This window comes from Nocardiopsis oceani, from assembly GCF_054777395.1.
In genome coordinates, this window is the sequence record NZ_BAAHAR010000026.1 from 1 (window position 1) to 15,181 (window position 15,181).

At 70.2% G+C, this 15,181-nt stretch carries 12 protein-coding genes; 8 read left to right on the forward strand and 4 right to left on the reverse strand.

The features are described from left to right. Positions 1-261 precede the first annotated feature (261 nt). The 6 genes from ACYVDG_RS16620 (at position 262) to ACYVDG_RS16645 (ending at position 5,801) form a co-directional block, all read left to right on the forward strand. Complete coding sequence (locus ACYVDG_RS16620) at positions 262-1,026, forward strand: SDR family oxidoreductase (protein WP_460752848.1); 765 nt, start codon at positions 262-264, stop codon at positions 1,024-1,026. Positions 1,027-1,446: 420 nt separating this feature from the next. Continuing rightward, the gene (locus ACYVDG_RS16625) at positions 1,447-2,247 is read left to right on the forward strand and encodes an ABC transporter permease (protein WP_460752852.1); all 801 of its coding nucleotides are present in this window, start codon (positions 1,447-1,449) and stop codon (positions 2,245-2,247) included. After that, positions 2,240-3,118, forward strand: coding sequence for an ABC transporter permease (locus tag ACYVDG_RS16630; RefSeq protein WP_460752856.1), 879 nt, complete (start codon positions 2,240-2,242; stop codon positions 3,116-3,118). Before ACYVDG_RS16625 ends, ACYVDG_RS16630 begins: the two co-directional genes overlap by 8 nt. 3 nt (positions 3,119-3,121) lie before the next feature. Then, positions 3,122-4,141: an ABC transporter ATP-binding protein gene (locus ACYVDG_RS16635; protein WP_460752859.1), complete on the forward strand. Its 1,020-nt coding sequence runs from the start codon at positions 3,122-3,124 to the stop codon at positions 4,139-4,141. Positions 4,142-4,281: 140 nt separating this feature from the next. Further along, complete coding sequence (locus tag ACYVDG_RS16640) at positions 4,282-4,755, forward strand: hypothetical protein (protein ID WP_460752863.1); 474 nt, start codon at positions 4,282-4,284, stop codon at positions 4,753-4,755. A gap of 143 nt (positions 4,756-4,898) precedes the next feature. After that, positions 4,899-5,801: a DMT family transporter gene (locus tag ACYVDG_RS16645; protein ID WP_460753154.1), complete on the forward strand. Its 903-nt coding sequence runs from the start codon at positions 4,899-4,901 to the stop codon at positions 5,799-5,801. Between the two features lie 388 nt (positions 5,802-6,189). Here the strand turns inward: ACYVDG_RS16645 and ACYVDG_RS16650 are convergent, their stop codons facing one another. Next, positions 6,190-7,923 (reverse strand): GAF domain-containing sensor histidine kinase, encoded by a 1,734-nt coding sequence (locus ACYVDG_RS16650; RefSeq protein ID WP_460752868.1) that lies wholly within the window; start codon positions 7,921-7,923, stop codon positions 6,190-6,192. A 315-nt stretch (positions 7,924-8,238) separates the two neighbouring features. Here ACYVDG_RS16650 and ACYVDG_RS16655 point away from each other — a divergent pair, with 315 nt between their 5' ends. Then, a complete protein-coding gene (locus tag ACYVDG_RS16655; RefSeq protein ID WP_460752872.1) occupies positions 8,239-9,060 on the forward strand; it encodes a hypothetical protein in 822 nt (273 codons plus the stop codon). A gap of 387 nt (positions 9,061-9,447) precedes the next feature. After that, complete coding sequence (locus tag ACYVDG_RS16660) at positions 9,448-10,512, forward strand: hypothetical protein (RefSeq protein ID WP_460752875.1); 1,065 nt, start codon at positions 9,448-9,450, stop codon at positions 10,510-10,512. Between the two features lie 296 nt (positions 10,513-10,808). On the opposite strand, the gene ACYVDG_RS16665 is transcribed toward ACYVDG_RS16660, so the two are convergent. From ACYVDG_RS16665 to ACYVDG_RS16675, 3 genes are all read right to left on the reverse strand, one after another. Then, the gene (locus tag ACYVDG_RS16665; RefSeq protein WP_460752878.1) at positions 10,809-12,443 is read right to left on the reverse strand and encodes an LCP family protein; all 1,635 of its coding nucleotides are present in this window, start codon (positions 12,441-12,443) and stop codon (positions 10,809-10,811) included. A gap of 463 nt (positions 12,444-12,906) precedes the next feature. After that, complete coding sequence (locus ACYVDG_RS16670; RefSeq protein WP_460752882.1) at positions 12,907-13,602, reverse strand: hypothetical protein; 696 nt, start codon at positions 13,600-13,602, stop codon at positions 12,907-12,909. A gap of 358 nt (positions 13,603-13,960) precedes the next feature. Further along, entirely contained in the window at positions 13,961-15,148 is a 1,188-nt protein-coding gene (locus tag ACYVDG_RS16675; protein WP_460752885.1) for an ROK family protein, read from the reverse strand. Positions 15,149-15,181: the final 33 nt, after the last annotated feature.

Here is a 15,181-nt window from a genome sequence, read left to right on the forward strand (position 1 = left end):
CCGTCGTAGCGAAGCGGGTCAAGGTGGAGCGCCTCCGATAGCGCGCCAGCGCTTCGACGGCGACGACCTTGACGCGCGCAGCGGAGACGGCCACCATCAAGCGGCAGGAAACGGGGAAACCCGCACCCGCAGGGAAACCGCGCCACTCCGCCGCTAACACTACGCACCCCCAGCACCCAGCTTCCGAAACCCAGCCCACGAAGGGCAGCGGCAGCTTCAGTCGATAGGCTCCACATCCCAGAGCGAGTGAGGGAGCCGACCGTGGACACTGCCAGGCACACCGCGAACGACCACAAGGTCATCGTGATCACCGGAGCTGGCGCCGGGATCGGACGGGTGACCGCGCGGCGGTTGCTGGAGGACGGGCATTCGGTGGTGCTGGCTGGACGTCGCCGGGAAACCCTGGAGGAGACTGCGGACGGCAGCCCCGGGGCGGTGGTGGTCGAGGCGGACGTGACCTCGGCGGAGTCCGTTCGGGAGCTGTTCCGGGTGGTCCGCGAGCGCTTCGGCCGGGTGGACGTCCTCTTCAACAACGCCGGGGTCTTCGGCCCCGCTGCTTCCGTGGATGAAATCGAGGACGAGGCCTGGCGTGAGGTCCTGGACACCAACGTCACCGGCTCACTGAACTGCGCCAGGGAGGCCGCCGCGATGATGAAGGCTCAGGAGCCGCGGGGAGGGCGGATCATCAATAACGGCTCCATTTCTGCGCACACCCCGCGGCCGACGAGCGTGGCGTACACGGTGAGCAAGCACGCGGTCAGCGGCCTCACCGCATCCATGAACCTGGACCTGCGCGGGCACGGGATCTCCTGCACACAGATCGACGTGGGCAACGCCGCCACCGCGATGACCGCAGGGATCGGCGCAAAGGCGCGCCAGCCCGACGGCTCTGTGCGCCCGGAACCCACCATCGACGCCACCCACGTCGCCGACACGATCGCGCACATCGTGTCCCTCCCCCCGGACGTGAACGTTCCGACGATCACCGTGATGGCCCGGGAGATGCCCTTCGCCGGACGCGGCTGACCAAGGAACCGGAGGAGCCCGCGCCTCGCCCTGTGTCCGGTTCAGCCGGACCTCGTCGAGTTATCCACAGGTCGACAAATGCCCATGGTGTGAGACGGCGTGGCCGGTCAGACTTGAAATTGGGGGGACCCCACCCGCGCCAGCCTCGTGCTGCCCGCCACCGCTCACCGCCACCGCTCACCGCCACCGCTCACCGCCACCGACCGTCTCCGGCCAACGCCGGCGAAGCCGTGGTGGCCGTTTCCGCGCTGTGCTAGCGTCGCACTTTCGCGGCGACCCGGACCTGGCCAGTCGGACCAGGGACGTGCCGAACCCGTGTCTCCCCGAAATCCCTTCCGGGCCCCATGCCCTTCCCGGGGGCTCCCTCGGTCGAGACCGGATGCTTCTGCACGTTCTCGACCTGCCAGGGGAGCCACGCTCGTGCGTGTCTACTTCGCGGTGTACGCCCGCGGGCTGCGCCGCTACTCGACCTACCGTGCGGCGACCGTCGCCGGAATCTTCACCAACTCGGTCTTCGGCGCCGTCAACGCCATGGTGCTGCTCGCGCTCTTCGCGGCCCGCCCGGAGATCAACGGCTACGACGCCTCGGACGCCGTCACACAGGTGTACGTCGCCCAGGCGCTGATGGCGCCGCTCGCCATCATGGGCCCCGCGCTCGACCTCAGTGAACGCATTCGCACCGGGGCCGTGGGCACGGACCTGCTCCGACCGATGCCCCTCCTCGGCTGGTGGTTCGCGCAGGACTTCGGCCGCGTCACCTTCGACACCGTCTTCCGCAGTGTGCCCACCTTCGCGATCGGTGCGGTCCTGTTCTCCCTGGCGCTCCCCGGCGACAGTCTGCGCTGGGCGCTCACGCTGGTCTCGTTCATCCTGGCCACGGTGGTCGGCTTCGCCCTGCGCTACCTGTACTCGGTGGTGGGGTTCTGGTTGGTGGACACCCGGGGCGTGTGGGCGGTCATGGGACCGACCGGGCCGGTCTTCGCGGGGATGCTCCTGCCGCTCACGCTCTTTCCCACAGCCATCGGCGACGTGCTCCGGCTCCTCCCGTGGGCGTCGATGGTGCAGATCCCCGCGGAGATCCTGCTCGGCAAGGACACGCTGCCCGGCGGGAGTGCGCTCGGCGGTCTGCTGCTGCAGGCGGGCTGGGCGGCGGTGCTGCTGGCCCTGTGCGCCTACCTCACCCGCCTGGCCGCGCGAAAGGTGGTGGTCCAGGGTGGCTGACACGTTCTCCCCGAAGCGGCCCGGACCGACACCGCGCCCCGCCAGTGCGGCGAACCGCCTCAGTGCGGCACGGCGGGCCCTCCACACGTACGTTCTGCTCGCCTGGACCTGGTGCCGCGCCGTCACCCGGTACCCCATGGCGCTCTCCCTGTTCACCGTCGGGCTGGCTCTCAGCACGCTGGCCGAGATGGGCGCCGTGCTCGTGGTCTTCGGGCACGCCGGGACCCTGGTCGGGTTCACGGTCTACGAGGGACTGCTCGTGTACGCGCTGGCGGCTACGGCCTTCGGCGGCGCCGAACTCCTCATGGGGTCGGTGGACCGGTTGGGCGACCACGTCCGCACGGGCAGCTTCGACACGATGCTCGTCCGGCCGGTCTCGCCCCTGATCCAGCTGGCCACCGACCAGTTCTCCCCGCGCCGTCTCGGCAAGCTCGTCCCCGCCCTGGCGGTGCTGGTGGTCGCGCTGGTCATGAGCGATATCGACTGGACCCTCGGGCGGGCGCTGATGGTCCCCGTCCTGGTGGTGTCGGGGACCGCCATCTGCTGCGCGGTGTGGTTGATCGGCGCCTGCCTGCAGTTCTTCGTCACCGACGCCCGCGAGGCCGCGAACTCCCTCACCTACGGCGGGCAGGCGCTCACCGAGTACCCCCTCGCCATCTACGGAAAGAGTCTGGTCCGTTCGGTGACCTACGTGGTGCCGCTGGCCTTCGTCAGCTGGCAGCCCGCCCTGCTCGTACTCGACCGGCCCGACCCCCTCGGCATGCCGGAGTTCCTGCGCTACGCGGGTCCGGTCATCGCCGTCCTCGTCTGTGCCGGGGCCGCCCTCGTGTGGCGGCTCGGGCTGCGCCACTACCGATCCACCGGGAGCTGACCGATGCCCGCCAACGACAACACCGCCGGGCCCGCGCATGGGCCGGAAACGGAACCGATCATCGAGGCGGTCGGGCTCGGCCGCGACTTCGTCCTGTCCGAGGGCCCCTTCCTCCGCCGGACCAAGCGCACTGTCAGCGCCGTCCAAGACGTCACCTTCACCGTGCGTCCCGGAGAGATCGTCGGCTATCTGGGGCCCAACGGAGCAGGGAAGTCCAGCACGATGAAGATGCTCACCGGCATCCTCACCCCTTCCGTGGGCAGGGTCCGGGTCGCCGGGATGGAACCGTCCCGCCGGCGAACCCGCCTGGCCAGGGAGATCGGGGTCGTTTTCGGCCAACGCACCACCCTGTGGTGGGACCTGCCGCTGCGCGACAGCCTCTCTCTGACCCGGCACTTGTACCGGGTGCCCGCCGGTGCCCACGCCGAGCGTCTGGCCGAACTCACCGGACTCTTGGAACTCGAACCGTTCCTGGACACCCCGGTCCGCCAGCTCAGTCTGGGCCAGCGGATGCGAGGCGACCTGGCCGCCGCCCTGCTGCACGCCCCGCGCCTGTTGGTACTCGACGAGCCGACCATCGGCCTGGACGTGGTGAGCAAGTCGGCCATCCGCGAGTTCCTGCTGAAGATCAACCGTGAGCGCAGCACCACCATCCTCATCACCACCCACGACCTGGGTGACGTGGAGCGCCTGTGCGAACGCGTGATGGTGATCGACAGGGGGCGCTTGGCCTTCGACGGCGACCTGCCCGAACTGCGCGCCACCGTCCCGACCCCGCGTGTGCTGGTGGTCGATCTGGCGGCCCCGGCCGCCGCGATCCAAGTGGAAGGCGCGCGAACGGTCCGGGTGGAAGGACCGCGCCAGTGGCTGGAACTGGCGGAAAACCCGGCCCGGGTGATCGCCGAGGTCGCCAGGGAGCACGAGGTGGCGGACCTGACCCTGCGCGAGCCCGACATCGAGGGGGTGGTGTCGGCCCTCTACCGGGGTGCGGTCCCCGCCGGAACCCGGGAAGGACCGGGGTGAAGGGACGGCGTGAAGGGGAGAGGAAGGGGCAGCGGAGCCCGAAGGCCGGTGCTGGTGGGGCTTGAGGGGAGTACGCACCACGGAAGGTGGTGGTATCACCACCATGGAAACGGCGCCCGCGGCACGGAAGGCTGGGTTCCATGCAGAGAACCCTTCCGAACCCGGTGCGTTGGGCCACGATCCTGTGGGCGGTGGCGATCGCGGCGGGGATCACCGAGACGTCCCTGGCTGTCGCGCCCGGCCTGGCCGACGGCGGAGCCGTGCCGTGGCTCGCGCTGGTCGCGCGCGCTTTGCTCTACACCTTCTCCGCGCTGCTGGTCGCCTGGTTCGCTCAGGGGTACCGCTGGGCGCGGGTCACCCTCGTGGTGCTCATGACCGGTGTGGGGCTGGCAGGAGTGCTGATCTCCATGGGGATCGGGGTGCTCTCCGGGCTGGGGGTGTTCGTCGGACTGGGCTATGAGGGCCACGGGGTCGCGCTCTTCGTCCGGATCGCGCACACGCTCGTCTATGCCGTGGCCGTTGTGGTTGCAACGGTGATGGCCTTCCTGCCTGCCGCCAACCGGTATTTCGCCAAGGAGTCCAGGGGCGCCGGGCCCCGGGCCGTATCCGTCTAGGGGCACCACTGTTCGGGGACACCTCCGCGTAGAGGTGTCGGCCCGTTACCGCCTAAGGGGCCGGCCCGGCATCCTCCCGGGTCCGGCACCACCCCCGTTCGACCTTCCGGTGCGGCCCCGGGAGGATGGTGCCCATGACCCTTATGTCGTACGGAATGTGGCTCGGGATCGCCTTCGGCGTCCTGTCCTGTGCCGCCTACACGGCCGCCGCCGTGGCCCAGCGCAGGCTCGCCGTTCGTGTACCCGAACCGCTGACCGGACGGCGCCAGGTGGGCGCGCTGCTCCGGCACCCGCTCTGGTGGGTGTCCCTGGTGTTCAACGGTGGTCGTGCCGGCTTCCAGGTGGCTGCGGTGAGCTACGCGCCGCTGACCGTCGTACAGCCCTTGGGTGTTCTCGTGCTCATCTTCGGTATCCCTTGGTCGGCCAAGCTCGGCAACCGCAGGGTGAGCCGGGCCGAGTGGCACGGCGCCGCCTACACGATGGTGGCGCTCGGGGTGCTGCTCGCGGTCACGGTCACCGGCAACGCCGGCGGAGTACTGTCCCCCGAGGACTCGATACTCGTGGGCGTGGGGACCATCGGCCTGCTCGCCGCGATCGGCTGGGGCGCGGGACGGACCCGGACGAAGACCCGGCGGAGCTACCTGCTGGCGGGCGCCGCCGGCGTGGCTTTCGGGGTCTCCTCAGCGACGGTGAAGACGACCGTGTGGGCGTTCGGCGAGGGCGTTCTGGTGGCGCTCTCGCACCCGGCGACCATCGCCACCCCGGTGATCGCCTTGGCCGGGGTGTTCCTGGCCCAGGCCGCCTACCAGGGAATGGACTTGGGGGCGCCGCTGGGCATCACCACCCTGGCCAACCCGGTCGCAGCGGCGATCGTGGGTGTGGCGTTCATGGGGGAGACCTACGCGGGTGGCTGGCTGGGCGGGCTGGTCGCTGTGGTGTGCGCGCTGGTGGCGGCGCACGGCATCCGCTTGCTCACCGTCCCGTCCGATGACGCCCCGAACTCTGATACCGAGATCCCCGAGCCCGAGCCCGAGCCCCGTCCCTGACCGGTGGCCGCGGGCTGGCTGGAACGCGGGCAGCACGGGGCGGGCGGGGGCGGATGCTCCCCCGGTATCGACGTTAGGGGGAGGGGGTGCGTGTGCCACCGGCTTCCACAGGGTTGTGGACAACGCGGCGGTCGAGCGGCTCTGGGCGGAAAACGTTTCACCCTTGGCGCCCTCGAGCACCCCTCCCACAGCGGTTGTCTTTCGTTGCGTAGTTTCGTCACGGCCGAGTTGCGTCCCTTGTGCCACTCCTCGACGAGACCGACGGTTACCGTCGGCCGCCGCTCACACGGCCTTCCACAGCCTCTGGACAGCGGGCCCCGTCGCGGCCGCCTTCCCGCTCCGCCCGTGCCCGCCCCTCGAACCTCTCCCCGGCGCTCTCCGGCGCCCCTCAGACCAGTTCCGGTCCCGAGACGGGGACTTTCCACACGAGTACGGTGCCGCCGGTCTCGCCCCTTCCGGCGCTGAACCCGCCGCCCAGGGCTTGGGCGCGCTGGTCCAGGTTGCGCAGACCGCTCCGGCGGCCCTCCTCGGGAAGGCCCACCCCGTTGTCGGTAACGGTGAGCGTCAGAGTGGTCGCGCGGCCGGTCACCGAAGTCTCCTCCACCGCGACGGAGACGTGCACCTCCGTGGCGCGGGCGTGCCGGGCGACGTTGGTCAGGCCCTCGCCGAGGACCGCCAGCAGCTGCTCGCCCACCTCGTCCGGCACGGACGCGTCGATCGGCCCGTCCAGGCTGACTCCCGGGTGGCAGCCCAGGCTGTGCGCGGTGTTCTCCGCCATCCGAAGGATCCTCCCGCGCAGCGACGTGTCCCGTCTGCTCGGCGGGTTCTGGAGGTCGAAGATGGTCGACCGGATCTCCCGGATCGTGCCGTCCAGCTCGTTGATGGTGCGCTGGACCCGCTCCTCGGCCTCGCTGGAGTTGATCAGCCGGACCGTGCTCATCAGGGTCATCGCCGAAGCGAACAGCCGCTGGATCACCACGTCGTGCAGGTCCTTGGCGATCCGGTCCCGCTCCTCCAGGACCACGATCCGCTCGGTGTCGCGCCGGGCATCGGCCAGTTCCAGTGCCACCCCGGCCTGCACGGAGAAGGCGTGCAGCATGCGGCGGATGTTCCCGTCGAACGGGGCCCGCTCGGCCAGCTTGCCGAGCAGCAGCACGCCCCGGGTGTTCCCCGGTGTGCCCAGGGGCACCAGGAGCCCCGGCCCGTAGCCGCGGTGCGTGAGCATCGGGCAGTGGGCCTGCCGCAGGTCGGGGATGGCCGTGGGCTCGCCCGACTCGTAGACCAAACCGCAAGCGGAGTCGTGGATCTCCACAGGGGTACCCATGATCTCCTGGGCGATCGGACCGTCGGCGATCTCCGCGAACAGGTGCCCGCGGGCGTGAGGGTCCGGCAGGAGCACCACGGCCGTGTCCGCACCGCCGATCTCCCGTGCCTGGGCGGCCATGTAGGCGAGTACCTCGTTGGTGTCGGCCCCTGACAGCAGCCGGGTGGTGATCTCGGTGGAGGCGGCCAGCCACCGCTCGCGCAGCCGGGTCTCCTCGTACAGGCGGGCGTTCTCGATCGCCACACCGGCGGCCGTGGCCAACGCGGTGACGATGGCCTCGTCCTCCTCGTCGAACTCCCCGCCGTTCTCCTTCTCCGTCAGGTAGAGGTTGCCGAACACCTCGTCGCGCACCTGGATCGGCACCCCGAGAAAACTCGACATCCCGGGGTGGCCCTCCGGAAAACCGCCGAAGTCGGGGTGGTCGCGCAGGTCGGACAGGCGGAGCACGCTCCGTTCGTGCAAAGGCGTGCCCAGCACACCCTTGCCGTGCGGAAAGCGGCTGATCCGCTCGGCCTGCGCACGGGAGACCCCGACCGGGATGAATTCGGTGAAGCTCCCGTCCTCACCGATCACGCCCAGCCCGGCGTACCTGGCCTCGGCCAGGTGGGCGGCGGCCTCCGTGAGCCGGCGCAGCACGGTCGCCAGATCCAGATCGCCACCGATGGTCAGGACCGACTGAAGCAGGGAATGCACCCGCCCTTGGGCGGACAGTCCCGGGTTCATCTGTGAGTGCACCTCAGCGAGGGGCTGGTCCAGGGGTTTCGAGGGCGACCGGTGGCTCTGGGGGATCTCGGTCATGTGTGGTTCAACCTCCGCAGAGCCGTCGAGGGGTTGAGGGCTAATAGTCGAATTGTCGTTGGTTTTTTCCCGATTTGCCACATCTGGCTACACGGAAGCTTGGTCGGAGGTGCTGGGAATTCCTTGTAAATCGAGGACAGCGGCTCGGAAATTCATGCTAACGTCACGGTCAGTCGGCGCCCGAAGGCCTCTCTGGCCTCGCGTCGAGCACCTGGAGCCCCGTGTTTCCGGTGCCATTCACACGACCCCCACGAGCTTGTCGACCCCTGGCACTTCGCCGGGGCGGACTCGCTCCCACGGCGGAAGGAAACCCCGGTGTCTGGATACCACGGTACGTTCGGCGCCAGCGGCGCCAGTACCGCCGTGTGTCCGGAACCACTCCGCCGGGCCCTGCTGCTCGCCGGGTTGCTCACCGGGATCCTGTTCACCGTGTGGTTGGTCTCCGCCGCTCCCGCGCACGCCGGAGAGGTATCGGTCAGCGAACCTTCCCTTCCCGGCGGCACCGCCGTCACGGAGGGGGCCGAGACGCTCGGCGACTCGATCGGCGGAGCGGTCAGCACCGTAGGGGAGCAGGCGGTCCGCACGGTGGTGGACGACGCCTCGGAGGCCGCGCGGTCGGTCGAGGCCGAGGCCGCCGAACCCGTCCAGCAGGTCCGTGACACGGTCCGGGAAACCCCGCTGCCGCACACCGAGCACCTGCCCGAGGAGCTCGCTCCCGTCGCCGAGCCGGACGCCGAACCGGCCGCGGATGAAGAGAGCACCTCAACTGAGGTCCGTGGGGACCAGGAAGAGCCGGTGGAGGACGAGGGGTCCGAGGTCGGCGAACGGCCCGCCCCCGAAATCCTCACCGAGACACAGGACCAGGCCACGACCGCCTCTTCGGAAATTGACCAGGGGGAACGCGGCGGCGACGAAGGCGTCGACGTCGACACCCCCGAGTCCGAGAACGTCCCCACCCCCGTGGCGAGCGGTAACGCCTCCGCCACCGGCAGCACCGCGACCGCCCCGGCCGTCGCCGGTTTCCTGCCCGCCACCGGTGCTCCGGCACCGGCCCCCGGCCTGTTCGAGGCCGCCCGGCACGTCCTGCGCTCTGCACCCGCCGACGACGCCGACGAGCCGATCTTCTCCCCGGACTAGCGGACCACCCCACCGGACCCGCGCCCGCGCACCACGCCCCGAGCGAGATGCGGCGCACGCGACCGGCTGGCACGCCTTCCCAGCCCCGCGCGACCGGTTTCTTGGCACGCCTTCCCAGGCGCAGGCCTGGGGGTTGACGTGAGCCGCGCACCTCGTCCGCGAGGTTCACGTCAGCCGGTGGTCCGCCAGACCGACCGACTGGATCCGGCCCGAACCGAACCCGCTCCCACCAGGGGCGTACAGGTTCACCGACCGGAGAGCTCGTCCGAACAAGCCACCATCAGGGCCGTTTCCCCTGGCCAGGGAGATGGGCCGCCCCGCGGCGGGGCACGACACCCGCCCCGCCGCACCCCGAACCGAACACACGCACATCCCGGAAGGACTCTCATGTTCCACACCGCCCGCACCTCCGCCCGGACCATGCTGATGGCCGCCGGCACCGCCGGATTCGTCGCCCTCGGCGCTGGTATCGCGGGGGCCGACACGCTCGGCGGTGCCACGGACGGCCTCCCCCTGGGCGACCTGGGGGGCCAGGCCCCGTCCCTGCTGACCGAAGGCGTCACCTCGCCCGTCGGAGACCTGGCCAAGGTCGAGCCCGGTGAGATCTCCGCTGAGCCCGACCTGCAGCACCACTCCGGGCCCGCTGACGCCGCTGACACCGTTGGCACGGTCGTCGGAGACGGCGTGTCCGCTGAGACCCCCATCGAAGCCGATGAGGACAACGCCACCACCGTCGGTCCGCTCGACCTCGACGAGACCGCCGAGACCCTGCCGCTCAGCTCCGGCTCCGTCGACCCGGTGTCCGACCTGCTGGGCGGGCTGGGCCTGCTCGACGGACTGGGTCTGGACAGCGGTCAGACGCTGCCGATGAGCGACTCCGACCTCTCCCTCGGTCTGGACGAGACCGCTTCCGTCGTCGACGACACGGCCACCGAACTGGGCAGCCGCGTCGACAGCGGGTTCCATGAGGCCAACCCCCACCTGGTGGAGCTGGACGAGATCGACCTCGACCAGCTCAGCGGAACCGTCCCGATGAGCGACCCCGTGGGGATCGACACGGGTGAGAACGCGGACCTCACGGGCGGGCTGACGACTCTGCTGCCCCAGGACGTCGACGAGACCCTGCCGATGAGCGGTGCCGACGAGCCCGATGTCGAAGGCGCGGTCGAGGACGTCACGGACGGGGTTGGGGAGCTGGGCCTGCCCCTGGCACTCGACGAGACCCTGCCGATGTCCGCCGTCGGGACCGACGTGCTGGACGGCGCCGTCGACACCCCCGGCGGTGACCTGGTCGGCGTCGACGGTCTGCCCGAGCTGGGCGAGCCGGAGGTCGACACCGACCAGCTGCCCCTCGCGGACGAGCTCCCGGTGGACGACGCCCCGCTGCTGGGCGACGAGGACCTGCTGGGCGACGCCCCGCTGCTGGGCGACGAGGACCTGCTGGTTCTCTAACCAAGAACGTGCGCCCACCGGTCGTGGTGGGCGCACCCGGCCTCGGGCGGTGAGCGGGACCACCCCGCTGACCGAGGCGCCAGAGGGAACTGTGGGGGTTTCCCGGCGCGTACCGGCGGGAGGGACGCGTCCCCGCCGCCCGAGGCACCCTCCCTCTCCTCCGGCCGAGACGACACCCCTGGGCCGGAGGCGGGGAGGCGTATGAGCGGAACGGACGACGGGAGGCCCTCGCCGCGGCGGGGGCCTCCCGTGTGCTCCGGCCCGGAGGCCTCAGCGGCCGTGCTCCGGTGCGGTGTCTACTCGTCGTCCTCGTCAGTACCGAAGCCGAGGCCGTCGTCGCACGGGTTGGAAGTGGCGTCCCGGCCCTCGCCCGCGCGTGCGGAGGGACTGTCATCGACGTCCTCGGCCCCGTCCCCGTCCGTGTCCGCGTCTTCGGCGTCCTCCGCCAAGCCCTCCATGTCCGCGGGGGTCGGCGCGTCCGTCGGCGGCTCCTGGGGAGTGGAGGAGTCGTCCGCGGCGAGCAGCTCGGGCGGCTGCCGGTTCTCGCGTACCGCTTCGAACAGCTCGGCGGCGTCCTCCTCGTTCCACATGACCCGGTTGGGGTCGTACGGCGCCGGATACCAAGGCACGGTGTGGAACTCGATGTCGGACAGGTCCACGTCGGCCATGGTGACCGCGAGGGACACCATGCGGTCCAGGGTCAGTTCGCGGTCGGTGGCGCTGTGCTGGGCCACGGCCTGCAGGATGCCGTTCAGCTTGCTCGGGCTGGTGAGGACGTCACTGCTGGTCGCCTGGTCGGCGAGGGCGGCGAGGAACATCTGCTGCCGGTCGATGCGGCCGATGTCACCGCCGTCTCCGATCTCGTACCTGGCACGGACGAAGGACAGGGCCTGTTCGCCGTCGAGGGTCTGCTGGCCCTCATCGAGGTCGAGGTTGGCGCGGTCGTCCTCCATCGGCTCCGGAATGCACATCTCCACGCCGCCGATGGCGTCCACGACGTCTCGGAAGCTCGCGAAGCTCAGGTGGACGAAGTGGTCGACCCGGATATCGGTGAGGGTCTCGACGGTCTTGAGCACGCAGGGCGGTCCGCCGTGGTACAGCGCGGAGTTGATCATGCCGAAGTAGCCGTAGGTGCCGTCGGTCTGGCCGTAGGCGTCGCACTCCGGGAGCTGCACCAGCGAGTCACGCGGGAAACTGATCACCGAGACCCGGTTGTCCGGTGAGATGTGCGCGAGCATCAGGGAGTCGGAGCGCTCGCCCTCGAACTCCTCTGTGTAGGCGGGGCTGTCCTCCTCGTAGCCGTCCGACCCGATGAAGAGGACGTTGACCGCGTCGTTGATCTTCTCCGGCCGCTCCTCATCGGCGAGCAGGGAGTCGATGTCGTGCTGCACCATGCCGGAGCGCAGGAAGTGGTAGTACCCGTACGCGGTGGCGGCTCCGGCGCACATGATCAGCGCCAGGCTGGCGGCGACCCACAGGACCACCCTGCGCCTGCGCCGCTTGCGCTTGGTCCGCACGGCCGCTCCGGTCCCGGTGCCGCCTACCCCCGCCTCTTCGGCGTCACCGGCTTTCTCAGCATCCTCCGGTTTCTCGGTGTCGCCTGAATTCTCGGTGTCACCTGACGCCTGAGCGCCCTCGGCCACCTCCGTGTCCCCTGATGCCTGGATGTCCTCGGTGTTCTCGACGTCCTCGGCCTCTTGGGCGGACTCGTCGGCTGGACTTTGAGCCGGTTCGCCGTTCGGCGCTTCCTCGGCCTCGGAGCCTGTTCCCGCGCCCCCGGACGTCTCTACCGGTTGGCCCGTGTCGATGACGACGGTGTCGGGTTCCCCCGCGCTCTCCGGGTCTTCTGGGCTCTCTGGCTCGGGGCGGTCCGGTGTCTCGTCTCGGGCGTGGTCCTCGCCGGGGTCGGCGGAGTTCTCGTCAGCGGGCATCGTGACAATCTCGGTGAGTTCGGACGGCTGGGCGCACCAACGGCCGGACACCGACCCGTGCGGGCCACGCGTCCGTCTCCAGGGGAGGGCGGAGGTCGCGCAGGGGATGCGCGCGGGCGGTCCGGAATCCCGACCGGAAAGTCACCGAGGGGGCTTGCCGCATTCGTGGGGAAGGCGGGGGCAGCGGCGTACAGGGGTTGCCGAAGACACCGGAACCTGCGCGTGGCAGCGATCCTAGGTGAAGTTCTCGCCGAGTGCGCGCTCGGGTTGTCCATGCGCGCGGTTCCTGACCACAATTGCGCCGCACAATTCCTTCGCCGGGTGTCAGACTGCTGAGGCTTTCGTGCCCGATTTTCTCATCTGTGCCCACAAGAATCACTTCTGACCCGCCGCTGAAACGCGGGTTCTCAGTGCTGGCGCGCGGTCTGGTGTAAAAATCCAGCGATGTCGCCTCTTCTCGGGATCAGTCGTCCCAGAAGGCGCTCTCCTTCGTGGGCTCTTCGGTGGCGGTGCCGGTGGTGCGGCCGCCGCTCTTGCCCGACGGCTTCGGGGCGGGTTTGGCGGCCTTGGTGGACTTGCGGGTGGTGGAGCCGGTGCCCTTGCCGGTGCCGGTGCCGGTGCCGGTGCCGGTGTGGCGGGGGCGCTGGGTGACCGAACTCTTCTCTATCGGTGCGCTGGGCTTCGGGGCCTCGCCGGAGTGGATGCTCAGGGCCTCGCCCTCCACGCTCAGCATCTTGCGCATCACGGAGGGAACCTCGGGCAGGCGCTCCGAGCGCAGGTGCGCACCGAGGATGTCGAGGGCGTGGTCGCACAGGACCCGCTTGGCGGTGGCGGCGTTGATCCCGCTCAGCTGCTGGACTTCGGGGAGATCGTGTTCGCGCAGCAGGCGGAGGACCCCGGCGAGGCGCTCACGGGTCTTGCGGTCGGTCATCGACATGACCGTGATCTCCGCGTCGCGCAGGAAGTCGGAGGTCTCGCCGTCGCCGTCGCGTTCCGCTATGAAGACGCTGGTGAGGTTGCGTGCGGAGCTGCGGTTCGTGGAGCGTAGCTCGGCGCGGCGGATCTGCGCGGCGTGCAGGGCGGTGACAGCAGCGCTGGTGACGAGGCTGATACCGGCGCCCAGCAAGAGGGCGAACACAATGGGGGTGTCGATTTCCACGGGAGACCTTTCCGGGCGGTGGACCGCACGGGTCATGGCCACGGGGTGACGGGGGTGTGCGGGGGTGACGGGTGGTACTCGGGTGCGTGACTATTCGGCAGTTCGGTACTTCTTGTCAAGTGTCATGACAATCAGGGCGCTCGCGGAAACGGCGCCATCGCAGGTCAGTGCGGATCGAGGGTATTGTCGACACTTCGCCCTTATGTACCGCTTGCCCGCCCCCGGGGCCGATAAACGCTCCCGTCCTTGTGGGCCGTGGCCTCCTCCGGCCATGCGGATCACCGGGCCCGGCCGCTCCCCCCGGCCACCTCGGCCACCCAGCGCTCACCGTGGCCCGCGTGACCCTCGGCGCCGCTGTCTAGCCGGCCAGGATCTTGTTCACGGCTTCCGGTGACATGATCTCCTCGCTGACCATGGCCGCGCAGCCGCGTACGCCGGCGTCGTCCCAGAGGGTGCTCGAAACGATCCGCAGCTGGCGGGTGGCCAGGGCGGTGCACTGCTGGAAGATCACCTCGCGCACCCCCGCCACCAGGTGGTCGTAGGCTTCGGACAAGTCGCCGCCGAGCACGATCACTTCCGGGTTGAGCAGGTTGACGGCGCCCGCCAGGGCCTCACCCAGGCGGCGTCCGGCCCCGCGCACCAGGGTGACCGCCACCGGGTCGCTCTCCTTGGCCAGCGCCACCAGCTCCTTGAGCCCCGAGACCTCCCGGCCCTGTTCAGCGGCGCTCATCAGCAGACGGCGACCGCCCACCACGGCTTCCAGGCAGTCCGTGTTGCCGCACCGGCACGGCAGTCCGCCCCCGTCGCGCACGGGTGTGTGGCCGAGCTCGCCTGCCGCGCCGAGCGCGCCGCGCAGCAGGTTGCCGCCGGAGACCAGCCCGGCGCCGATCCCGGTGGAGACCTTCACGAACACCATGTCGTCGGTGTGCCCGTGCCCGCCGGCGATGTGCTCGCCCAGCGCCATCACGTTCACGTCGTTGTCGACCATCACGGGGGCGGGGAAGCGCTCGGCGATCATCGGGGCCAGGGCCACACCCGCCCACTTGCCGAGGAAGGGGCGGTCCTCGGCCCGCCCGGTGTGGAACTCCACCGTGCCCGGCAGGCCGATGCCCACGCCCCGGACGTCCTCCGGTGAACGGCCCAGTTCGGCGACCTGCTCGGCCCAGGTATCCAGCAGCCAGGGAACCGTGGCGTCGGGGCCCTGCTCCATGTCGGGGGATCCGGGGGTGCGCAGGAGTACCCGTCCGTCGAGGTCGCACACGGCGGCCTGACTGCGGGCCATACCGAGGGCCCCGGTGAGGATCAGTCCGGAGGACGCGTTGAACTCCAGGAGTGTGGGCGGCCGCCCGCCGCTGGAGACGGCCCGGGTTCCCTCGGTCACCAGTCCGTGGTTCATCAGCTCGGTGACCCGCAGGGCGACTGATGGGCGGGAGAGCCCCGTCGTGCGGGCGATCTCCGACCTGTTGGTGGCGCTGCCGGTGCGGATCATCTCCAGGATGTGGCCGCTGGTGGCTGTGGAGGACAAGCGTCCGGGGGTTCTGGCCATGCCTCATTGAACCATTCACTCAGCTGGGCGCCT

Coding starts and splice junctions, on each gene's coding strand:
- ACYVDG_RS16645 (WP_460753154.1), top strand. CDS start 4,899: ATGTCGTACGGAATGTGGCTCGGGATCGCCTTCGGCGTCCTGTCCTGT.
- ACYVDG_RS16665 (WP_460752878.1), bottom strand. CDS start 12,443: ATGCCCGCTGACGAGAACTCCGCCGACCCCGGCGAGGACCACGCCCGA.
- ACYVDG_RS16675 (WP_460752885.1), bottom strand. CDS start 15,148: ATGGCCAGAACCCCCGGACGCTTGTCCTCCACAGCCACCAGCGGCCAC.
- ACYVDG_RS16660 (WP_460752875.1), top strand. CDS start 9,448: ATGTTCCACACCGCCCGCACCTCCGCCCGGACCATGCTGATGGCCGCC.
- ACYVDG_RS16650 (WP_460752868.1), bottom strand. CDS start 7,923: ATGACCGAGATCCCCCAGAGCCACCGGTCGCCCTCGAAACCCCTGGAC.
- ACYVDG_RS16635 (WP_460752859.1), top strand. CDS start 3,122: ATGCCCGCCAACGACAACACCGCCGGGCCCGCGCATGGGCCGGAAACG.
- ACYVDG_RS16640 (WP_460752863.1), top strand. CDS start 4,282: ATGCAGAGAACCCTTCCGAACCCGGTGCGTTGGGCCACGATCCTGTGG.